Source organism: Actinoalloteichus sp. GBA129-24 (assembly GCF_001941645.1).
Classification (GTDB): domain Bacteria; phylum Actinomycetota; class Actinomycetes; order Mycobacteriales; family Pseudonocardiaceae; genus Actinoalloteichus_A; species Actinoalloteichus_A fjordicus.
This window is the reverse complement of record NZ_CP016077.1, coordinates 1,135,304-1,157,184: the sequence shown is the minus strand read 5'-3', so window position 1 is coordinate 1,157,184 and position 21,881 is coordinate 1,135,304. Positions and strand designations below refer to the sequence as shown.

Sequence of the window (21,881 nt, the reverse complement as noted above, 5' to 3'; positions counted from 1 at the left end):
GGGCTGCATCTCGTCGGCAGACCCCACCACCTCCGGTCGGGGCATGACCTGCGAATGGAGACAGTTCGTGACGAGCACTTCCACCTTCGTCCTGGTACCGGGCGCCGGACACGGCGGCTGGCAATGGACGCCGGTCGCCCACCGGCTCCGCGCCGCAGGCCACACCGCGATCACGCTCACGCTGCCGGGATTCGCCGACGGTGACGAGCGCGCCGCACTGCGTCTGTCCGATGCGGTCGAGCACACCGTCCAGGCGGTGCTCGACCGCGAGCTCACCGACGTCACCTTCGTTGCGCACAGCTGGGGCGGTTATCCGGTCACCGCCGCCACGCACCGGCTCGCGGGCCAGGTCTCCAAGGTGATCTTCTACAGTGCCCTGGTCCCCGCCCGCGGCGTGCCGCTGGTGGACGAGAACCCGGACTACGCCACGATGATCCGGGACGCCATTGCGGCGAGCCCGGACGGTACCGTCGACGTCTCCCGGGAGCTGGCAGGCCTGCTCGCGCCCGACGCTCCCCAAGCCACTCGTGACCTGCTGTTCGACTTGCTCGAACCCACTCCCGGCGCCTATTACACCGACGCCCTGGACCTGCCCGACCTCACGTCCCTCGACGTGGACCTGGCTTATCTGCTCGCCGAGAACGACCAGGTCCTGGCGCGGCCGGGCGCCGAGTTCGCCACGCGCCTCGGCTTGAGCCCGGTGATCGTGCCAGGACCCCACGACGGCATGCTCACCCATCCCGACGAGGTCACGCAAGCGATCTTGCTCAGCTGACGGCGCGTCGGTGCCGGAAGTCCAGACCAGCGGCGGGGCGCCGATGCTCCGGCGTGGATCATCGGGGCACCCGCACGGTGGTTCCTCCCCGTCGACCGGGGTCGCGGACCGATCTCAGATCGCACGTCGAGTCCGTTCAGGGCTTCCCGCACGGCGGCATCGGGTCCGTCGTGTCGCTGGTCGCAGATCTGCGAGTCCTCGGCGAGCAGGTGGCTCGACAGCAGCACGGCCCTGGACGGAAACCGGTAGCCGTCCGGCCGAACTCGCACCCTTCGGCCTGCACCGCCTCGCAGCCGGACCCGCCCTCGCCCACTGACGCAGGACGGTCGGCGGGAACCGCGATGTACGCCATCAGTGGCCGCGCGGTTCCCGTCGACGGACGAAAACTCACGTCGAGCGGTGCCGCCTGGCGGCCTCGCCCTCGGCCAGCAGGTACTCGACCTCCGCGACGCGGGAGCGCAGCGCATCGACGACGCGGTCGGCGTGACGGTAGTGAATGGTTCATCGACCCAGCGGAGTCAACCGGAATCGACCTCCAGGCCGCGTCGACTACGCCCGCGGGCTCTACCGGGCAGGCGTGCCCTGCGGACTGCACGTACGCTCCTCGGCCGTGCACGGCTTCGACTGGATCGACCAGCCGCCGAGATCGCCCAGCACGCGATGCGCGACCGCGTCCGAGTGATCAGCTCGTTGTGACCGCGCATCAGATCATGGCGGCGCGCATCCCGGTGTAGCGCGAGTCCCTCCTTAGTTCGTGCGATGCGACGTGGATCAATCGGCGGGGAGGGTGATGACGGTCTTGCCCCTGGCGCCGCCCTTGGCGAGCGACTCCAGCGCCTGGGGGGTCTGATCGAACGGGTAGGTCTTCCCCACGACCGGGCGAAGAACGCCGCTCTCGACGAGCGTGGTGATCTGGCGGAGCTGGTCTCCACTCGCATGCATGAAGAGGAACTCGTAGCTGACACCGAGCTTCTTCGCCTGCCTGCGGACCTTGCCGCTCAGCACGGTGATCGCCAGCCGCAGCACGGGGTTCAACCCGGCCGTCTTCGCGAACAGGGGGTCCGGCGGGCCGGAGATCCCGATCGCCTTCCCCCCGGGACGGAGGACCCGCAGCGACTTCTCGAGGTTCTCCCCGCCGAGGCTGTCGAGCACCAGGTCGTAGCCGGAGAGCTCCTTCTCGAAGTCCTGCGTGCGGTAGTCGATGACGGTGTCCGCGCCGAGCTCGCGAACGAAGTCGGCATTGGAACCGCTCGCCGTGGTCGCGACCGTCGCGCCCAGGTGCTTGGCAAACTGGATCGCGACCGTACCGACCCCACCTGCGCCTGCATGGATGAGGACCTTCTGGCCTGCCTGCACGTTCCCGCGCTCGACGAGCGCCTGCCACGCGGTCAACGCCACCAGCGGCAGCGAAGCCGCCGCCACGGAGCCGAGGGATGCGGGACGGCGAGCGAGGTCGGACTCGTCGACGGCGACACGTTCGGCAAAGGTGCCGATCCGCCCGTCACGCGGACGGCCGTAGACCTCCTCGCCTGGCGTGAACCCGCGCACCCTCGCCCCGACACGGACCACGGTCCCCGCGACGTCGTGCCCGAGAATCAGCGGGAGCTTGTACGGGAGGATCCGCTTGAATGCACCTTCCCTGATCTTCTCGTCCAGCTGGTTCAGACCTGCCGCGACGACCCGAACGAGCACATCCGTCTCTCCGACGACGGGCTCGGGGACGTCCTCCTCCGACAACCGACCCTTGTATTCGTGGACGACGAACGCTCTCATGATTCGCTCTCTTTCTCTGACGGTTTGCGACTAGGCCGATGCAGATGAGTCAGCTGCCAATCTGATCGGTTCGGCGGGATCCCCACCTGACACGGAGGCGGCATGGACCAACCACGCGAGTGATGACGCATCACCGTCAGCACAGGCAAGAGAAATCAGACAGCATCCATTCGCCGACGCGAGCGTCAGCCGCCGTATCAGCGAGCGGCAAGTGGGAATCTGGCTCAGCGGTGAGCTCTCGCAGCCCGGGGCTGTTTGTCTCGCACCGCTTGACTCCGATCGCCTGGCAGGGCCGTGGAGACACCTCGAGCCGGACCTGGACATCGGCGATGTGACTATCGGCAGTAGACAGCGCCGATATCGCAGCGTTACTTGTCGCGATCCGTGGAATCGGAAAGAGGTCGATTCGCGTGGTCGTAGTCCTCCTGCGATGCTGACACATCGCCGAGGTGCGTGATCGCCCATTCCTGTAGTGCGCGTAGCGGTTCGCGCAGGGTACGGCCCGCCTCGGTGAGCGTGTACTCGACGCGGACCGGAACTTCGGGGTGAACGGTGCGGTGCACGAGCCCGTCCCGTTCGAGCCCGCGGAGAGTCTGGGTAAGCATCTTCTGCGAGACGCCCTCGATGCGTCGACGCAGCTCTGAGAAGCGGGCGTTGCCGTCCCAGAGGGCGCCCACTATCAGCACCGTCCAACGGTCGCCGACGCGATCCAGGATGTGGCGAGTCGGGCAGTCCGCGCGGTAGGGGCTGCCACGGAGCACCGACTCGGCCTGGGTGGTTACCACAAAGTGCCTTCTTCCCATTGGAGAGTTGCACTCATACGGTAATCGCAGCGCCGCATCCGGCGCCACGCACTCCACAGAAAGGTACTTCGTGTCTCGAATTACTGTCCTCGGCGGCACCGGTTATGCCGGTTCGGCCATCGTCGCGGAGGCCGCAGCACGGGGTCACCGAGTCACCGCGCTGAGCCGCTCCCTCCCCGAGGCGCCACTCCCGAACGTGACCTACGTCCAAGGCGACGCCGCCGATGAGGCAACGCTCTCGGCGCCCATCGAGGGCGCGGACGCCGTAGTGGGCGCCATCGCCCCACGCGGCCCGCTGGCCCACACGTTCCGCGACGCCTACCGCACCATCGCGCGCCTGGCCGATGACGCAGGCGCACCCCTGTACGTCGTCGGCGGAGCCTCGTCGCTGCGCCCCGCGCCCGGGGCGGATCGCTTCGTCACCGACCTCAGCGACATCCCCGCCGAACTTCACGACGAGATCCGCTCCGGGGCGGCGCTCATCCTCGAGGATCTCCCGGCCGCACCCGCGACACTCGACTGGATCTTCGTCAGCCCGGCGCTGCGGTTCGGCGCCCGGATGCCGGGCGAACGACTCGGCCGTTACCGGCTCGGCGACGACGTCGCGGTCCAGCCCGACGGCGGCGCGATCTCCGCCGCTGACTATGCCCTCGGGTTCGTCGACCTGATCGAGAAGGGCGAGCATCACCGGGTACAGGTCAATCTGAGCCACTGATCGGAACGGCTCCGGAAGGGTCGTCTGGTTCCGATGAACGTGTTGAACGCAGTGGAACGCACAGCCATGCTTTAGTTCCGATCCCGGTTGAGTGGGGTGAAGACGACCGAGACTCACCGCCTTCGCCACTCGTCCCCGATCACGAAGTCTTCATCGGCACGGTCGGGCGGACCGATCCGTTTGAGATCGCTGACGGCAACGGCGGAGAGACCCATGGCGAGACCGCGCGGCGCGAATCCCCTCGGTGTGGCCGGTCTCGTGCGCCGGGGTCCCCCGTGAGAGCTATCCGAATCGTCCCCTCGGCGGGGATTCCGCGACGGCCGAGCGCTCATAGCCTTCACCGGGTCACCAGATCAGGTGGCGATTGATCAGCCGGAGGTCATGAGTGGACGCGGAAGCCGCCGAGCGCACGGATCACGAGATCGGGCGTTTCCACCGCGTCTTGCGGTCTCCGCTCGGGTGGATGCTGGTCGGCACCGTCGGCATCGGCGGAGTGTCGGCGCTGTCCTCAAGTGGGCACCCGGTGCTCGCCGTCGTCGGGGCCGTGGCCGCCGTCGCCGTCTACTGGGTGGTCATGCGCTACGTGGCGCGGCGGAGCGTGCCGGAGATCGCGCCGAGGCGGGCGGTGTCCCACGCGGCGATCGGCATCGCACTCGGTGTCGTGCTCATCGCCGCCTCGGTGCTCATGGTGATCACGGAGTTCTCGTTCACCCGCTCGTCCGGCGGCATCACGGCGATCGTGGCGAGCATGGTGGTCGTACAACTCTGGGCGGCGGTGACCGAGGAGCTGATCTTCCGAGGTCTGGTGTTGCAGGCGTTGGAACGGCTGTGTGGCAGTGGGATGGCACTGGCGATCACCGCTGTGCTGTTCGGGCTCCTGCACCTGGCCAACCCTGGTGCCACGGTGTGGAGCTCGTTCGCGATCGCCGTCGAGGCCGGGGTGCTGCTCGGTGCGGCGTTCCTGTGGCGGCGCAACCTCTGGCTGGTAATCGGCCTGCACTTCGCGTGGAACACCAGCGTGGCGTTGCTCGGCATCCCCGTCTCGGGTCATGAGGCCGTCGGGGTGCTGACCGCACAGCCGACCGGCCCGGACCTGTTGACCGGGGGTATTTTCGGCATCGAGGCGTCGATCGCCCCCATAGTCGTGAGCCTGCTGCTCGCCACGCCCATGCTCATCGCCGCGCGCAGGCGCGGGAACCTGGCGCCATGGCGCCACCGCTAGGCTGCGCAGGATGCTCGTCGACACGGCATCCCTCCGCGCCATGGTCCGGCGGCGCGATCACCCGATTCCCCGCCAGGACATCGCGTTGGCGGTGGGAGTCGCGGTACTGGCCTTCGTCCCCACGGTGTCCCACATCGGGCCGGAGATCGGCGATCTCCCCCGGCTGCAGGTCGGCACGTCCGGCGGGGCGATCGGACTGGTTGTGACTCTGGCGCTGTGTCTGCCGCTGGCGGTACGGAGCCGGTGGCCCGCCGCGTGCGTCCTGATCACCAGCGGTGCGTTCGCGGTCAGTCAGGTGCTGGGCTACCCGGACACGTTCGGAAAGGTGGGATTCCTCCTCGCCTTGTATGCCGCCGGAGCACACCTCGTCCGGTTCCGGCTGGGGCTGGGTGCGGTGCTGACGACGAGTTACGTGGTCCTCGTGGTCGTGTTGCACGAACTGGGGTCACCCCAGGGGTTTCTCGACTATCTCGCGTTCTATCTGTTGACGGCGGTGATCTGGTTGGCTGGGAGCGGTGTGCGCAGGTGGCGCGCCGAAGGAGCCGAACGCGAGCGGCTGGCCGCAGCCGTGGCCGCATCCGCCGAGCGGGCGCGAATCGCTCGTGACCTCCACGACGTGGTCACCCATCACGTGACCGCGATGGTGGTCCAGGCCGACGCGGCACAGTTCGTGCTCGACACCGCACCGGCACGCGTCGAAGGAGGGCTGACCGCCATCAGCGAGACCGGGCGCCGGGCGCTGACCGAGCTGCGGGCCCTGCTGGATGTGCTCGAGGCGACCGGCGACTCCACGACCCCGGCCAAGACACCGACCATGGGCAGTGTGGGCGACCTGGTCGAGCACGCCCGGATGTCGGGTCAGCCCGTCGAGCTGACCGAGCAGGGCGTCGGCAGGCCGCAGTCCGTCGACGTGGAGCTGGCCGCTTACCGGGTGATACAGGAAGCGCTCACCAACGCCATCAAGTACGCGACCGGGCGACCGACCACGGTCCTGGTCCGACACGGCGAAGAGCACGTCGAGATCGAGGTGACCACCACAGGAACCGCCGCCGACACACCGGTCGCGCCGTCGGGAGGACGCGGTCTGACCGGGCTGCGGGAACGGGTGCGGATGCTCGACGGCGACCTGGTGGCCGGTCCTCGCTCGGACGGCGGCTTCCGCGTCCATGCCCTGATCCCGTCGGGCAGTGCCGGATGACCGAGTCGATCCGCGTCCTGATCTGCGAGGACCAGGAGCTGGTGCGCACCGGGTACGTCACCATCTTCTCGACACAGACCGACATGACGGTCGTCGGTGAGGCCGCAGACGGCCGTGCGGCGGTGGAGCTGGCAAGGCGGCTGCGCCCCGACGTGGTCGTGATGGACGTTCGCATGCCGGTTCTGGACGGCATCGAGGCGACCCGGCGGCTTGCCGGCCCCGGTGTCGAGGCACCGCCGAAGGTGCTGGTCGTCACCACCTTCAACGTCGACGCATACGTCTACGAGGCACTTCGCGCAGGCGCCAGCGGCTTCCTGCTCAAGGACACCCCGCCTGCCCGACTGCTCGACGGCATCCGCACCATCGCCCGCGGCGAGTCCCTGCTGGCGCCCGCAGTCACCCGAAGCCTGATCGGCCGCTTCGCCGAACGACTGCGCCCGACCGACACCTCGCACCCGGAACGAGACCACGTCGTGCGGACGCTCACCCGCCGCGAACTGGAGGTTCTCCAACAGCTCGCCGCAGGCCTGTCCAATGCCGAGATCGCCGAGAAGCTGGTCATCTCCACGGAGACGGTGAAGACCTACGTATCCCGAATCCTCACCAAACTCGGCTTACGGGACCGCGTGCAGGCAGTCGTCCTCGCCTACCGGATCGGTCTGGTGCGCAGAGAGGACTGATCGCGGCACGCCGAGCCGACTGTCGCGACACGTGCTCAGATCACCGTCGTACCCAGCGGTGGTCAGCATCCAGGTCGACATTGCCGCCGACACTGCCGGTGACGACGTGGCGGCAGGCGAAACGATCACGGTCTTCCAGGACGGCGACGGCTTGTTCCACGGCGGCCGGCGCTATCGGCGCCTCCTCAGCCAACGTGTGACCCGCAGCGGTGAGCTGCACCCGACGGCTCGAACACACCGAGAGCGGCGTTCGAGGGCCTCCTCGAGCTTCCAGATCTGATGGCTCAGCGACGGCTGGGAGAGATAGAGACGGATGACTGCGCGACCGAAGTGAAGTTCCTCGGCTACGGCAATGAAGTAGCGCAGAACGCGGGAGCGGATCGATAGACGAATCCTATCGGCGGGCGTCCTGGCAAGTCTTGGACGCCCGCCGATCACCGCCGTAGCGTCGTTCTCGACACGCCGAGGACGTCGCAAGTGCCCTCGTCAAGGCTGGTCAAGCCGGGTCTTGTCCGATTCCCGTGATCGCGCGGTCCGGGCTCGGCCTGCTCGTCTACCGGGTGGCGCCACCCGAGCTCTCTGACTCTGACTGTCGAACGTCGAACTCGTCCACGCAGGAGAAGACATCGTGACGCGTACCGCAAAGGCCGGACTCGAAGCGCTGCTCACCCCCGAGGAGAGCGTCCTGGTACTCATCGACCATCAGCCCTTCCAGTTCGCGAACCTCAACAGCCACGAATCGACCATGATCGTCAACAACGTGGTCGGCCTGGCCAAGCTCGCGAAGGGACTCGACGTCCCCACCGTGCTGACCACGGTCATCGAGGAACGCGGCGGTTACCTCATCAAGGCCCTCCAGGACGTCTTCCCGGACCAGAAGCCGATCAACCGCACACTCATCAACACCTGGCAGGACCGCAACGTCGTCGACGTCGTGGAGAAGACCGGGCGCAAGAAGCTGATCATCGCCGGGCTGTGGACGGAGATCTGCGTCGCCATGCCCGCCATCCAGGCAGTGGGTGAGGGCTACGACGTCTTCGTCGTCACGGACGCCAGCGGCGGGGCCACTGCCGAGGCGCACGACATGGCGGTGCGTCGCATGGTGCAGGCAGGCGTGGTGCCCATCACCTGGACGGTCCTGGCCGGTGAATGGCAGCGCGACTGGGCCGACGAGGCGAGGGCAGCCGTGACCACGCCGGTGCTCGCCGAACACGGTGGCGGTAGCGGGATCGCGCTCGCCTGGGAGCTGCAACTGCTGGCCACGCCACCCACCACCGGTGGTGTCGGCGTGTAACGCAGGAGCTTGCCGAGTCGGCGGCGGGTCTGGCGCGCATGGCGTGCGCCAGACCCGCCTCCCGGTGCGTCAACGAGCGGTCGGCGAGCACACACCACCAAGACAGGCGCAGAAACAGCTCGAAAAGATGGTCATGTCCGCAACCGCCACCGACGCGCCCGGCGAGGGCACCGTGGGAGACGACGCAACTCATTCGAACGGCACGTTCCGTACCCGGAAGCCGACGGCACATACGAGGCGATCACCATCGGGGTGGGCGCCTGCAACCTCTACACCCCGGCTGGGAAGAGCCGCACTACCGCGACCTGGCGAACGTCGTCGTCCATTCCGATCTCGATGCCGCTCGCGACGGTCCTGCCGTGCGGTGGCAGGCAGCGGGGGCATCAGGTGAGCAGGCGACGGCGGTAGCCCTCGGCCACCGCCGAGGCTCGATCGCGAACGCCGAGCTTGTCGTAGATGTGTTGCAGATGGGTCTTGATGCTCGCTTCGCCGATGAACAACGCTGTAGCGGCCTCTCGATTCGAACTGCCGTTCGCGACCAATTGCAGCACCTCCTTCTCTCGATCGGTCAGTGTGCCTGCGCCCGGCCGCCGAACCTGCCCCATCAGGTGCTGCGTCACCGACGGCGCGAGCACCGACTCGCCACGCGCGGCTGCACGGACGGCTCGCATCAGCTCGTCGGGCAGAGCATCCTTCAGCAGATATCCGATCGCACCAGCCTCGATCGCAGGCAGTACGTCGCTCTCGCTGTCGAAGGTGGTCAGGATCAGCACTCGGGCACTCGGGACCCGCTCGCGCAGGGCTGCGGTCGCGGCGACGCCGTCCATCCCGGGCATCCGAAGGTCCATGAGCACGACATCCGCGGCCAGCAGCTTCGCACGTTCGATGCCCTCGGCGCCGTCCCCTGCCTCACCGACCACGATGATGTCCTCGGTGTCCGCGAAGGTGTCGCGAAGACCGCCCCTCACGATCGGATGGTCGTCGACGATCACTAGTCGAATCATCGGTCGGTCTCCCCCTTCGACCCCGCACCCCCGGGGGCGATCGCCGGAACGCGCGCACTGACGGAAGTTCCCTCACCCGGTGCGCTCTGCACCTCTATGTGACCGCCGACCCCTCTGATGCGTTGGCGCATGCTCGTCAGGCCGAAGCCGGTACCGGCCGCTTTCGCGAACCCGCGTCCATCATCCCGCACGTCCAACAGCACCTCGGCGCCCGTGTACGACAGCGTGACCCCGACGCGCGAGGCCGCCGCGTGCTTCGCCACGTTGGTCAGCGACTCCTGCGCGACCCGAAAGAGCGACACCTCGATCGCCGGGCTCAGTGGCTCTCGGTCGCCGGTGACCTCCACCTGCGCTCGCACCCCATGGTCCTCCGCCCATCGCTCGGTCAACGTGCGCAGCGCGTCGGGGAGGTGCGCTCGCCCGAGTTCCTGGGGAGCGAGCGCCTGCACGGACCGTCTGGCCTCGGTCAGACTGCTGCGCGCGAGCCGAAGTGCCCGCGCGACGTGCTCTTCCGTCTCGCCCTGCACACTCGCGGAACGCTCCGCGGCCTGGAGCTGCGTGATGATGCCTGCGAGCCCCTGGGCCAGAGTGTCGTGGATCTCGCCTGCCAAGCGCTGCCGCTCATCCTGGGCTCCGGATTCACGGGCCTGGACGACCAGTTGGGCATGGAGCCCGGCGTTCTCGTGCAGTGCCGCCTCGAGTCGCTCGACCAGTTCCTCCCGCTTGCGTTCCGCTGATTCGTTGCGCGCCGTCAGCAGGATGCCCGCCGCGATCGCCGCGGTCTGCACGGCGACGATCAGGGTGAACTCCGCGAGCGACTCCGGGGTCGGGTCAGCCCACACCCGCATCGCCGAGCCGTTGAGGGCCACGGAGGTGGCCAGGACTCCGAGCACCCCCAACGGCCACGGTGTGAGCAGGTGCGCGTGGAAGAAGCCCGCGATGGTGAAGACGAGGAAGATGTCGGAGTACGTCATGAGGGTGACGCACAGTGCCAGCAGCCCGACGAGGTAGATGCCCGCCGACGCGGGCCGGAGCATCCTCCTCCTGAGGGGCAGCGTGTGCCCGAACAGCACCCACAGCACCGAGGCCACGACCAGCCCAAAGACGGATGCGCCCACGGGCCAGAAGCGTTCGCCGGAGGCCGGCAGCACCCACGCGAAATAGATCGCCGTCGAGATCGTCAGCAGCAGCCACGGTGTGAACAACTGCAGAAGGTCCCAGACCCGCAGCTGATCCTCTTTCCAGGCCAGCTGGGAGCGATTCGCGATCTCCGCACCTTCCGAGACGGCGGAGTCGTGCGTCCCGGAGTTCGGGCGCTCCACGGCCCCGGCATCCCGCGTCATCGACACCTACTCCCAGCGGAAGAGTTTCGCGGCGACCGCGCTCGCAAGCAGTGCAATACCCGCCATTATGGCAATCTGCAGCCAGAAGGGCTGGCCACCGGCGGTGGCGGTGATCTCGCCCGCTTCGGCGGACCACGCCGCGGTGAGAGCCTGCAGCCCGGGCGGGATGAATTCGCCGACCTCGCGCAGCACGTCGGGCATGACGACACGGGGCAGGAAGGCCCCGCCGAAGAACATCAGCGCAACGAACAGGAGGGTGCCGATCTGGTTCGCGGCACTGCTCGTGCGAACCACGGCCGCGGAGATCATGCCCAGCCCGAGCAGCGCCGCATAGCCGACGATGAAGGCGACGATGAACTCCAGGGGTCGCTCGGGCGGCGCGATGTCCAGCACGGCCCACGCGAGGAAGATCATGAGTGCCGCGGAGACGACCACGGAGGTGAACGCGACGATCATCTGCGCGAGCAGGACGCTCCTCGGATGCGCAGGAGTGGTCGACATCCTGCGCAGGATGCCGCGCTCACGATACGTCGCGATCACCGACGGGACGTGCTGCACGGCGATCATCACCATCCCGAACACCAGTGCGGTCGGCGCCCAGATGTCGATGGACCGGAGCCCGCCGGTCTCCGGCGTCGACTCCCTGAGTGCCGGGACGGCACCCAGCCCGAGCAGGAGTGCCGTCGGGAACAGCACACCGAAGATGACGGTGGCAGAGTCTCGAAGGAAGAGGTTCGTCTCGACCTTGATCATCTTCCGGAGAGTGCGCATCAGTCAGCCTTCCTCTCGGAGGGTTCCGGGGATGATTCCGGGGCGCGTCCCGTAAAGGCCACGAACGCGTCGTCGAGGTTGCGCTGGTCGACGCGGAGATCCTGCGCCACGACCTCCACCCTGCCGAGAGCCCGTGCGACGCTGCTCAGAAGCTGTCCCCTGCCGGTGACCAGCCAGCGGCCCTCGGTGACCTCGACATCGGTCACGTCGGGAAGCTCGGTCAGGACGCTCTTGTCCAACGGCTGGGTCACGCGGAACCGGACCTGCTGCGTCGCGCTCGCCTGCGCAATCAGCCCTACCGGCGTATCCACTGCGGCAACCCGGCCACCATGAATGACGGCGATCCGGTCGCTGAGGCGCTCCGCTTCATCCATGAAGTGCGTGACAAGGAGGATCGTGACGCCCGTGTCACGAACCCGCTCGATGAGGCTCCAGGTATCGCGCCTCGCCTGCGGGTCCAGTCCCGTCGTGAGCTCGTCGAGAATCGCGACCTTCGGATTGCCGACCAGAGCGAGCGCGATCGACAGTCGCTGCTTCTGCCCGCCGGAGAGAGCCTTGTACTGCGTGTTGCGCTTCTTGGTGAGACCCAGGAGCTCCATGAGCTCGCGCCAGTCGGCGGGGTCCCGGTAGAAGGAGCTGTAGAGCTCGAGCGCTTCGGTGACCTTGATCGCGTCTGGGAAGCTGCTCTCCTGCAGTTGCACGCCGAGTCGCTCACGCACCTCCGCCCGGTCCTTGACCGGGTCGAATCCCAGCACGGAGATCGAGCCCGAGTCGGGCGTTCGCAGGCCGGCGATGCTCTCGACGGTGGTCGTCTTGCCTGCGCCGTTGGGCCCGATGATGCCGAAGATCTCCCCCTCTTCAACAGTGAAGGAGACGTCGTCGACGGCAACGTGCCGCCCGTAGCGCTTGTGCAGATTTCGCACTTCCAATGCGGACATATTGCGAAGTTACGGGCGCACCGCACCCCGCCAGATCGACCGTGGCGTCTGAGCTGGGGTTGATTCGCGCCTCCACCGTTCGGTGGATGTACGGCACCGTGCGGAGCCCCGAAGCTCTGTCGGTCGTCGCGCCGCCTGTCACCGCGGCAGGCGGCTGACCTGGGGGGACGGCGGTGGAACCGACATGCTCGGCCTCCCACGCCTGGCCCGGTGCTCGGATCAGCGAACCGCCGTGGGTCTGATGGAGGCTCTGGTCATCTGATTCCGGCCAGTGCCCTCGAGCCCGTCCGGGTGGCGGAGACGGCGTCCTCGACCTCGGCGGACGGGACGTCGCCGAGGCAGCCTGCCTGCCACCTGCTGTGGATCTCGTCCTTGTCGTCGTCGGCAAGGGTGGTCTTCAGATACGCGCCGACGCCGAGGTAGACACCGGTGACCCTGGTATCGAGCGGGCGCCGTCCGGTCCCCAGCCGGGCTTCCTACGGAACGGGCTCCCCGGCGCCCACTGGTCTCGATGGACTCGCGCTGCCCGCCGCCGCAGGCACCGAGCCAGAAGAACGTCTCCTCCAACCGCAGGCGGCGAACGACGAGCCGCGACGCCGAACCGGGTGGGGCGACCACGGCCGCCCCACCCCGTCAACGCTGCTCGACGACCCCGACGAGAACCCGGCGACCGATGCGATGTCTCCGTTCTCTCTTCGCAGCATCGACCCGTGTCCGGATCACCCCGCAGATGCCGCAGGCCTGGGGGCACGTGCCCGCCCCACCGGCCGGGACCCGTCGCGCGGCATGATGCGGCGCAGGATGTCCGTGATCGTGATCACCCCCACGACCTCGCCGTCCCGTGCGACGAGCGCAAGTTGTTCGCTGCGCGCGCGCATCTGCGCAAGCACCTCGTAGACAGCGGTGGCAGCGTCGACGGTCAGCAACGGCCGGGCGATGCCGTCGACAGGCCGATCGGGTGGTTCCAGGAGGCAGTCGCGGACATGGACCAATCGGGTCGGCGCACCGCGCTCGTCCGTCACGAGGATGCGCAGGTGGCCGGACTGCGCCGCCGCACGCTGGACGTCATCCACCGACGCACCCGGGCCGACGGAGGCCAACAGGCCCCGCCGCTGGACCAGATCACCGACGGTGAAACGCTCCAGCTCGAGTACGTCGGACAACTGCGTGCGGAAGGGGGCCTCGAGCGTTCCCACCGAGGCCGAGTGCTCGACCAGCTGGCGGATGGTGTCGACGTTCTGCCCACCGACCGCCGCCCGATCCACCGGCGTGATCCCGCTTGCGGCGACCAGCCGGTTCGCCAAGGCGTTGACCCACAGCAGCAGAGGCCGAAACACCCATGCGAACGCCCGCGAGGGCACCGCGATGATCTTCGCCGCCGTCTCCGGATGGGCGATCGCCCATGACTTGGGTGCCATCTCCCCCACCACGAGATGCAGGAAGGTGACGAACAGCAGCGACAACGCGAATGCGCCGCCGTCGGCGAGCCAGCTCGGCAGCCCCCAGGATGCGAACAGCGGGGACAGCGCGTAGTCGACGGCCGGCTTCGTGACGGCGCCGAGCGCGAACGTACACGCGGTGATCCCGAGCTGTGCCACGGCCAGCATGATGGTGAGCTCATGCGCGCCGCGAAGGGCCGCACGCGCGGACCGACTCGTCGCCGCCTCGGCCTCCAGGCGGTGACGGCGCGCACCGAGCAGCGCGAACTCGATGACGACGAAGAACGCGCTCAGGATGATGAGGAGCGCCGTGATCACGGTGACGGAGAGTGCGTCGCTCATCGTCCGTTCCCTTCGTCGCCGTTGATGTGCCGCGTGACGTCCGTGCCGCGCTCCTCGACGAGTCGCGCGCGGAGCTCGCCGGGAACATGTCCGGACAGGTGGAGGACCTCGATGTGGAGCGTCCTGCGCACGGGCTCGGCATCGACCAGGTCGCCGGGGTCCTCCGGCAGCGGCACCTCCACTGCTTCACCGCCCGCGGGAAGCGCGCCGTGGTACGCGATGAACAGACCGGCAAAGGTCTCATAGTCGCCCGGCGGCAGGCCATGCCCGAGGGCGCGTTCGACCTCGTCGACGTGGATGTCGCCGCCGACTCGCCACACATCGGACGCCTCGGCGACCACCCCGGGCGCGGCCGCCGCGTCGTGTTCGTCCGTGAGCTCTCCGACCAGCTCCTCCGCGAGGTCCTCGACCGTCAGAATGCCCGCGAACCCGCCGTACTCATCGATCGCGCAAGCCAACTGACTCCGCGCCTGCGTGAGCTGCTCCAGTGCATTCGGCAACGGCATCAGGGTCGAGACCAGCACCGGCGAACGCATGATCGTCGTCACCGGCGCATCGTCTGGCGCGTCACTGCGCAACAGGTCGACTAGTTGTACGGTCCCGACGGGCTGTTCCTCGCCGTCCAACACCGGGTAGCGGGTGTGGGCACCCGCCATCAGGCGCCGCAACTCGCCGATGGTCGTGGAAGCACTCACCACCCCGACCTGCGAACGCGGCACCATCGCGTGCTCCACGTCCTGGCCAGGGAAGTCGATCACCCGGTCGATCAGCATCGACAGCTCCGGCGGCAGATCGCCGCTCGCCCGTGAGTCGGCCACCGCGCGCTTGAGATCATCGGCGTTCATCGTGATGTCGACGTCGTGCACCGGCTCCACGCGGACCATACGCAGTAGGAGGTTCGCAGCATGATCGAACAGCGTGATCAGCCACCCGAACACCGCCAGGTAGATGAGCGTGGACCGGGACAGGCCGAGCGCGAGCCGCTCCGGAGCTGCGATCGCGAGATTCTTCGGGTACAGCTCGCCGAAGATCATCTGTACCATCGACGCCACCACGAGCGCCCCGACGGTTCCGACGGAGACGGCCACCGCCGGTGACAGACCCGTGTCGCCGAGGAGCGCCGCGAGGGACTCTCCCACCAGCGGCTCGGCGACGTAGCCGATCAGCAGGCCGGTCACCGTGATGCCCAGCTGGGCACCGGACAGCATGAACGACGTGCGGCGGGTGACCTGCAATGCGCGGCGTGCCGCCGCGTCGCCCTCGCCTGCCCGTGCGCGCAGCCTTGCCCGATCGACGGACATGTAGGCGAACTCCTGGGCGACGAAGTACCCGTTCGCGGCGATGATCACCAGGATGACGATGATGCCCAGCAGAAGTGTCAACGCGGCGGCGATCACGACATCACCTCGCCGCAACGATCGCGACAGGCCCCAGTCGAGGACTGGGGCGGGGGACTGGGAACGGGGTCGTCGACAGACGACCCCGGGCTCGCGGACGAGTCCATAGAAGGTTTCACTCTCCAGTGACGACAGGGCCGCGCGGAGGGGTCAGGTGACCCACGGTACGGCCGCGCCCGATAGTACGGGTGGGAACTATGTCCCATTTGCGAGACCATTTCGCGTTCACCGCCCCGAAGCGCGTCGCCTCTCCCACACTCCGCAGGCACCGGCCACGACCACCGGAAGTACTCGAACGCGACAGCCGATCGGCCGTCGAGGGTCGTCGTCGCCGAGCACGCCCCCAGACTCCCTACGATGATCCAGACGTCATCGTTCGCCACACGATCGAGTCGATGAACGATGGCCCTTGACCCGAGATCCGCCGACATGGTGAAAGATCCGCGAGACCGGCGGAAGCCGGCCACGTCGACGCAGGCAGACCGCACACCGGAGACCAGCGCTCGCCCACCGAGGGACCGGCGACCTCGGCAACGCGCCGCACGCCATTGAGGTGGCGCTGTCGCACCGTTCGGCGGTCACCGATGCGGAAGGTCCGACTCGACACGGCGCACGCCCACCTGCCGCCCACCGACGAATCAATGAAATGCGCGGTGTTCTCCGGGGTGATTCAAGGCTCCCGTGATGATAAAGTGATCACGATGACGAACAACGACGCACGTGGCGACTTCGCTTTGTCTCAAGAGCAACGCGAACAGTTCGATCGGGAGGGCTACATCGGCCCAGTCCGGATCTACGAGCCGGAAGAGATGGAGGAGCGGTGGCGGTCGATTAGACGTCAACTGGTTGATCGATCCCATGCTATCTACGACGCCGAAGCCCGGGGTTCGGCGACCAACATTGCGAATTATGACCGCCATTTAGACCTTGATCTGCTCTCGGAGCACATCATGAACCCCAGGATCGTCGACCGGGTGGCGTCGATCCTCGGCCCCGATGTCCTGTGTTGGCGCACTGAATTCTTCCCCAAGTACGCAGGCGACGAGGGAACGGACTGGCACCAGGCAGCCACCTTCGCGAACGCCAGCAAAAAACCGCAGATCGCCTGGCCGTCTGAGGACGGCAAGCCTGCGTTCGGCGGCACCATCACGGTGTGGACGGCATTCACCGACTCGACGCTGGAGAACGGCTGCCTCCAGCTGATGCCGGGGACTCACCACCACATGAACTACGACGAGTCAAAGCCCATGGACTTCCAACCCGAAACGCTCAATAGCACGGAGAAAGAAGGAATCAAGCGGGGCTTCTTCGGCTACGATTACCGGCAGTTGCAGAAGGATCCCAACTGGAAGCCGGACGAGTCCCAAGCGTTCCCTCTGGTCATGAAGCGTGGGGAGTCGGTCATCTTCTGGTCCACTCTCATGCACGCGTCCCTGCCACACACGGGTAGCGTGCGGGACTACCGCATGGGATTCGCGGCCCGCTACGTGCCGACCAAGGTCAAGGTCTACCCGAACACCGATGACGTGGTCGAGTACGGCGGCGAGATCGATCTCTCGAAATACGGCGCCGTGCTCGTCTCCGGCGTCGACGACTACGGCATCAACCGAATCGCGACGGAGAACCAGCGGGGTTACCCATTCCGTATCCAGTAGTCCGCGAGGCCGGGTGCTGTGGTGCTGGTCCGTCGGCCGGAGTCACAGCGCCCGGCAGGCTTTGCGGTCGATCTTGCCGTTGGCATTGAGCGGCAGCGCTTCCACGTGCACGAACCGCGCGGGAATCATGTGGCTCGGCACGTTCGGGAACAGTCGGCGGCGCAACTCGCCTGCATCGACGGCCACGCCGGTGTATACCGCAGTGAGCTGAAGGTCTTCGGTCGGGCCGGGGCCTGCGACCACGACGACGTCACCGACACCTGCCCACTGCCGCAACGCGGCTTCTACGTCACCGAGTTCGAGGCGCCTGCCCATGATCTTGACCTGGTCGTCGAGGCGACCCAGGTGAACGAGATCACCGTCGATGTCGGCCACGCGATCACCGGTGCGGTACCACGCGGCACTGCCGACCAAGCCGGCATCGCAGGCCGCATCGGGATCCCAGAAGCGGCCTGCGTTGTCCGCCGGGTCGAGATACCCGTCGAACCGCTGCGGCCCTCGGACCTGGAGCTCACCGGTCAGCGGGTCGATCCGGTACTCGAGATGCGGGTACACCGGGCCGATCGGCACCGTTGCATTCTCGGTCTGCGGCCACGCGGCTCGATCGGCAGGCAGTTGGTACGTGGTGACCGTGATAGTGCTCTCGGTCGGCCCGTACAGGTTCTCGATCGTGCTGTTGGGCGCGGCGTCCGACCACACGCGCGCCTGCTCCAGGGTCAGTTGCTCCCCCGCGAACAGGCTGCGGCGCAGCGTGGGCAGGCTGCCCGGCTCCAGCGACCCGGCGTCGTGCACCCACGAGACGATCGAGGGCACCGAGTACCAGTGCGTCACGGCGTGATCGTTGACGAACCCGACCGGATCGACCAACTCGGCGCGCGACGGTGCCACCAGCGTGGCGCCACTCCCCCACGCGACGGCCATGACGAACACCGACGGGTCGAAAGTCAGCCCGAACGTCTGGGACATACGGCAGCCGGGACCGATGCCGTACCGGTCCAGCTGGTACCGGACGAAGGCATCGAGATTGCGATGCCGGATCGGCACCCCCTTCGGCACGCCGGTGGACCCCGAGGTGAACAGGATGTACGCGATGTCTTCCGGGTCCTCCGCGTCCTCGACGGCGTCCGCCACGCGCTCCTCGGACAACCGTCTGGCATCCTCGCTGCCGACCTCGATGATCGGCAGGTCGAAGCCGCTCGCGAACTCGAGGTCGCGGCCGTCATCGACGATCAGGGCGTCGAGCTCGGCAACCTCCACGACCTGGCGGTTGCTCTCGGCAGGATAATCGACATGCATCGGTACCACCGCGTTGCCGCCGCGCACCACGCCGAGGTAGCCCGCATAGGCCCCCACGCTGCGCGCGGCCAGCAGCCCGACCCGGGCCGGGCGCCGAGGCACGGTATCCGCGACGATCGAGGCGACGCGTCGCGCGACCCGATCGAGCTCCACGTAGGTCCATTGCTGCCCGGCCACCACCAGCGCGATCTCATCAGGTAACCGGTCAGCAGTGGCAGTGAACCAGGAATGCAGCGTTCTCACTGGGCACGTCCCTCTCTATGCTCGGCGACCGCCCGAGGCGGGGGCAGGGTGCGGGGATCCTTACCGAGGCCGCGCCAGGATGCCTGCGACGGCGGGGCCGGTCCGGCGAACGATCGGCATGTCCATGACCTCGCTGTGCAGGCACGTCAGCCGATGCGTGTCGACGCCACCGGACGAGAGGTCGGTCCACGTGATCCCGATCCGGCTGCGTAGCGGCCCGGTCTCGTCGGTCTCGAAACTGACGGTGTGGCCGTCGAACGGTCGGGATCGATGAGCTGCCAACAGGCGAAAGCAGTGCGTGGCAGTGTCCAGCAGCTCGCCGAACAGGGACTCGGTCAACTCGTCTGCTTCGCTGCCGACGGATCCGCGGATCGAGTCCGTGATCGCCTCCATGGCCTCCGAGGAGACGGCCTCGTCGGCAGGAATCACCCGAGGAACGCTTGGAACGGCGTCGAGCAGGACTAGATCGCGCACCGGACGTCCGGACTCCTGCGCCAGCACCGCGATCTCCTGCGCGACGACCCCACCGAGGCTCCATCCGACCAGCGACAACGGACTGCCTGGGCTGACTCCGGTGATGAGATCGAGATAGGTCTCGGCCACCTGCCGCAGCGTTCCCGGCCGGTCCGCACCGGAGATCAGACGCGTCGCCTGCAGGCCGTAGACCGGGCGACCCTTCGGGATGAAGGGCAGGAATCGTGCATAGGCCCAGCTGAGACCGCCGATCGGCGGCAGGAAGAAGACCGGGTCGAGGTCGCCGCCCGCGCGCAGTGGGAGCAGCGGCGCCAGCGCGTCGGGCACCGGGCTGCCGAGGCGATCGACGAGTCCGGCCACCGTCGGCGACTCGAGCAGCCACGGGATCGCGACGTCCACCCCCAGCACCGCCCGCACCCGTGACACCAGACGCGGGATCAGCAGCGAGTGCCCGCCGAGGTCGAAGAAGTCGTCGTCGATCCCGACCAGCTCCTGGTCGAGCACCTCGGCGAAGAGCTGGGCGAGGATCTCCTCCCGGGAGTTCCTCGGCGCCCGGCCCGCAGCCGACAGCTTCGACGACGACCCGCCCGAGACCACCTCATCGGGCGGCGACGCGGGGACGAGACGCCGGACCTGAATCCGGCTGTCTGTCCGGACGCTCGAAGCATGGCCGTTGGAACGCGCCGGCGAGTCGGGCACCGGGTTCTCCAGGCGATCGACGAGTCCGGCCACCGTCGGCGACTCGAAGACCCACCGGATCGCGACGTCCACGCCCAACACCGCCCGCACCCGTGACACCAGACGCGGGATCAGCAGCGAGTGCCCGCCGAGTTCGAAGAAGTCGTCGTCGATCCCGACCGACTCCCGGCCGAGCACCTCGGCGACGAGCCGGGCGAAGGTCTCCTCCCGGGAGTTCCTCGGCGCCCGGCGCGCAGCGGGCGACTTCGACGACGACCCACCCGAGACCGCCGCGTCACGTCGCGACGCGGGTGACGCCCCGGCACCGACAAGACGTCGGACCGGTTCCTCCCGGTCGAACGGAACGGCGTCGGCCGACAGCAGGCTCGCCAGCTCGACATCCGGTTCGGCGATGGCCCGCAGCGCGAGCGACCGGTAGTGCTCGGCGAAGGAGGCGATCGTCGCTCGGTCGAAGAGTGCCGTACGGAACGCGATGTCGGTCTCGAAGCCGCGGTCGCCCCAGATGACCGACACGCCGAGTTCGAACTTGGTCGTGCTGTTGTCGGTCTCAAGACGCGTCACGCCGAGACCTCCCCATCGGTCCTCTCCCGACGCCTCGTACTCCACGAGGAGAACGGTGTCGAACAGGTCAGGACGCAACCCGCGTTCCGTGGTCGCGAGGGCGGAGACCAGACGGGCGTACGGGTATCTCTGGTTCTCGTAGGCGTCCAGCAGGGCACCCCGCACCTGACGCAGCAGATCCCGAAAGGTGCGCTCGCCGGACGAGTCCACCCGTAACGCCATCATGTTCACGAAGTAGCCGACGGCGTCGCGGAATCCGTCGGGTCGGTTGGAGACCGGGCTGCCGACGACGATGTCCCGCAGGCCGGTCAGATGCGCGACCGCCAGATGATGCAGCGCATGGGCGAACATGAAGGGCGTGAGCCGCTCCTGCGCGAGCAGCGAGCGAACGCCCTCGAACTCCTGCTCGCCGACCGTGAACTGCGCGAGATCACCGGTGACCGACGAAGCCGAGGACCGGGGGCGATCGGTCGGCAGCGTGAGCTGCGGGGCGCCGGAGAGAGTCGCGCGCCAGAAGTCCAGCTCCTCGCGACTCTCCTCCCCGTCGAGCCATGCCCGCTCATCGATCGCGAACCGGGCGTACTGGCCTGCCTGCCCCTTCGACGAGGCCGCACCCAGCTCGTCGGCGTAGAACTCGGCGAGTTCGTCCACGACGATGTCGAGAGAGCCGCCGTCGAAGATGATGTGGTGCGTAGCCAGCACCAGCACGTGTTCCCGGTCGCCGCACCTGAGCAGAGTCGCCCGGAACAGCGGGCCGGTCGTCAGGTCGAAGCCCCGGTCGGCCTCACGTAACAGCCGTTGCCGCACCCCGGATTCGCCGCCCGCCACGTCCTCGACGAACAATGGCACGCGCACGTGGTCATGGACGACCTGACACACCTGGTCGTCGCGTTCGACGAACGTCGTCCGGAGAGCTCCGTGCCGGGCGACGAGCCGGTCGAGCGCGTTCTCGAGCGCGGGCACGTCGAGTTCACCGGTCATCCGGAACGGAAAGGTCATCAGGTATTGAGACGTGCCTGGCGTCACCTGGTCGATGAACCAGAGTGCTTCCTGACCGACCGAGACGGGCGCTAATCGAGGCTCGGCCTCAGTCGCCACAACTTCGGTCCCCTGGTCCCGTCGCTGGGGCATCACCGAGTCCGACATATCACCTTCATCGAGTCGACGCGCTGTCGGGCGATGCTAACAGAGGAGATCATGTAACTCGCTCCTGTTGCGACACCACACAAGCAGTTTTAGAGCGACGCATCGTCATGTCC

The 21,881-nt window shown here is 67.7% G+C and carries 19 protein-coding genes; 7 read left to right on the top strand and 12 right to left on the bottom strand.

Annotation, left to right across the window (positions count from 1 at the left end; all coding sequences use genetic code 11):
* Nucleotides 1–67: 67 nt before the first annotated feature.
* Nucleotides 68–775: an alpha/beta fold hydrolase gene (locus UA75_RS05315; protein WP_198042937.1), complete on the top strand. Its 708-nt coding sequence runs from the start codon at nucleotides 68–70 to the stop codon at nucleotides 773–775.
* Nucleotides 776–1,546: 771 nt separating this feature from the next.
* Here the strand turns inward: UA75_RS05315 and UA75_RS05305 are convergent.
* A complete protein-coding gene (locus tag UA75_RS05305; RefSeq protein WP_075739303.1) occupies nucleotides 1,547–2,548 on the bottom strand; it encodes an NADP-dependent oxidoreductase in 1,002 nt (333 codons plus the stop codon).
* Nucleotides 2,549–2,916: 368 nt separating this feature from the next.
* The gene (locus tag UA75_RS05300; protein ID WP_232237639.1) at nucleotides 2,917–3,333 is read right to left on the bottom strand and encodes a winged helix-turn-helix transcriptional regulator; all 417 of its coding nucleotides are present in this window, start codon (nucleotides 3,331–3,333) and stop codon (nucleotides 2,917–2,919) included.
* 88 nt (nucleotides 3,334–3,421) lie between these two features.
* Here UA75_RS05300 and UA75_RS05295 point away from each other — a divergent pair, with 88 nt between their 5' ends.
* The 4 genes from UA75_RS05295 (at nucleotide 3,422) to UA75_RS05280 (ending at nucleotide 7,166) form a co-directional block, all read left to right on the top strand.
* Nucleotides 3,422–4,066 carry an NAD(P)-dependent oxidoreductase gene (locus tag UA75_RS05295; RefSeq protein WP_075739301.1) on the top strand — a complete coding sequence of 215 codons (645 nt, stop codon included), beginning with the start codon at nucleotides 3,422–3,424 and terminating at the stop codon, nucleotides 4,064–4,066.
* Nucleotides 4,067–4,451: 385 nt separating this feature from the next.
* Complete coding sequence (locus UA75_RS05290) at nucleotides 4,452–5,288, top strand: CPBP family intramembrane glutamic endopeptidase (RefSeq protein ID WP_075739300.1); 837 nt, start codon at nucleotides 4,452–4,454, stop codon at nucleotides 5,286–5,288.
* 10 nt (nucleotides 5,289–5,298) lie between these two features.
* The gene (locus tag UA75_RS05285) at nucleotides 5,299–6,486 is read left to right on the top strand and encodes a sensor histidine kinase (RefSeq protein WP_075739299.1); all 1,188 of its coding nucleotides are present in this window, start codon (nucleotides 5,299–5,301) and stop codon (nucleotides 6,484–6,486) included.
* On the top strand, nucleotides 6,483–7,166 hold the full coding sequence (locus UA75_RS05280; RefSeq protein ID WP_075739298.1) for a response regulator: 684 nt from the start codon (nucleotides 6,483–6,485) through the stop codon (nucleotides 7,164–7,166). Before UA75_RS05285 ends, UA75_RS05280 begins: the two co-directional genes overlap by 4 nt.
* A gap of 40 nt (nucleotides 7,167–7,206) precedes the next feature.
* Here UA75_RS05280 and UA75_RS33705 read toward each other — a convergent pair whose 3' ends face one another.
* Together UA75_RS33705 and UA75_RS35025 are read right to left on the bottom strand one after the other, a co-directional pair.
* Nucleotides 7,207–7,386, bottom strand: a complete 180-nt coding sequence (locus tag UA75_RS33705) for a hypothetical protein (RefSeq protein ID WP_198043199.1) — start codon at nucleotides 7,384–7,386, stop codon at nucleotides 7,207–7,209.
* Nucleotides 7,338–7,604, bottom strand: coding sequence for a LysR family transcriptional regulator (locus UA75_RS35025; RefSeq protein WP_075739297.1), 267 nt, complete (start codon nucleotides 7,602–7,604; stop codon nucleotides 7,338–7,340). The genes UA75_RS33705 and UA75_RS35025 overlap by 49 nt, the downstream gene beginning before the upstream one ends.
* Before the next feature lie 190 nt (nucleotides 7,605–7,794).
* Between UA75_RS35025 and UA75_RS05270 the strand changes: the two genes are divergently transcribed.
* Nucleotides 7,795–8,460 (top strand): hydrolase, encoded by a 666-nt coding sequence (locus UA75_RS05270; RefSeq protein WP_075739296.1) that lies wholly within the window; start codon nucleotides 7,795–7,797, stop codon nucleotides 8,458–8,460.
* 383 nt (nucleotides 8,461–8,843) lie between these two features.
* Here the strand turns inward: UA75_RS05270 and UA75_RS05265 are convergent, their stop codons facing one another.
* The 6 genes from UA75_RS05265 to UA75_RS05240 form a co-directional block, all read right to left on the bottom strand.
* Nucleotides 8,844–9,464 (bottom strand): response regulator, encoded by a 621-nt coding sequence (locus tag UA75_RS05265; protein WP_075739295.1) that lies wholly within the window; start codon nucleotides 9,462–9,464, stop codon nucleotides 8,844–8,846.
* On the bottom strand, nucleotides 9,461–10,807 hold the full coding sequence (locus UA75_RS05260; protein ID WP_198044224.1) for a sensor histidine kinase: 1,347 nt from the start codon (nucleotides 10,805–10,807) through the stop codon (nucleotides 9,461–9,463). Before UA75_RS05260 ends, UA75_RS05265 begins: the two co-directional genes overlap by 4 nt.
* A gap of 6 nt (nucleotides 10,808–10,813) precedes the next feature.
* Complete coding sequence (locus UA75_RS05255; RefSeq protein ID WP_075739294.1) at nucleotides 10,814–11,578, bottom strand: ABC transporter permease; 765 nt, start codon at nucleotides 11,576–11,578, stop codon at nucleotides 10,814–10,816.
* Nucleotides 11,578–12,516 carry an ABC transporter ATP-binding protein gene (locus UA75_RS05250; protein WP_075739293.1) on the bottom strand — a complete coding sequence of 313 codons (939 nt, stop codon included), beginning with the start codon at nucleotides 12,514–12,516 and terminating at the stop codon, nucleotides 11,578–11,580. The genes UA75_RS05255 and UA75_RS05250 overlap by 1 nt, the downstream gene beginning before the upstream one ends.
* A 719-nt stretch (nucleotides 12,517–13,235) precedes the next feature.
* The gene (locus UA75_RS05245) at nucleotides 13,236–14,297 is read right to left on the bottom strand and encodes a CNNM domain-containing protein (protein WP_075739292.1); all 1,062 of its coding nucleotides are present in this window, start codon (nucleotides 14,295–14,297) and stop codon (nucleotides 13,236–13,238) included.
* A complete protein-coding gene (locus UA75_RS05240; protein WP_075739291.1) occupies nucleotides 14,294–15,694 on the bottom strand; it encodes a hemolysin family protein in 1,401 nt (466 codons plus the stop codon). Before UA75_RS05240 ends, UA75_RS05245 begins: the two co-directional genes overlap by 4 nt.
* A gap of 584 nt (nucleotides 15,695–16,278) precedes the next feature.
* On the opposite strand from UA75_RS05240, the gene UA75_RS05235 reads away from it, so the two are divergent.
* The gene (locus UA75_RS05235; RefSeq protein ID WP_232251164.1) at nucleotides 16,279–17,349 is read left to right on the top strand and encodes a chlorinating enzyme; all 1,071 of its coding nucleotides are present in this window, start codon (nucleotides 16,279–16,281) and stop codon (nucleotides 17,347–17,349) included.
* 42 nt (nucleotides 17,350–17,391) lie between these two features.
* Here UA75_RS05235 and UA75_RS05230 read toward each other — a convergent pair whose 3' ends face one another.
* The gene (locus tag UA75_RS05230) at nucleotides 17,392–18,888 is read right to left on the bottom strand and encodes an AMP-binding protein (RefSeq protein ID WP_075739290.1); all 1,497 of its coding nucleotides are present in this window, start codon (nucleotides 18,886–18,888) and stop codon (nucleotides 17,392–17,394) included.
* A gap of 60 nt (nucleotides 18,889–18,948) precedes the next feature.
* A complete protein-coding gene (locus UA75_RS05225; RefSeq protein WP_232251219.1) occupies nucleotides 18,949–21,753 on the bottom strand; it encodes a condensation domain-containing protein in 2,805 nt (934 codons plus the stop codon).
* Between the last annotated feature and the right edge of the window lie 128 nt (nucleotides 21,754–21,881).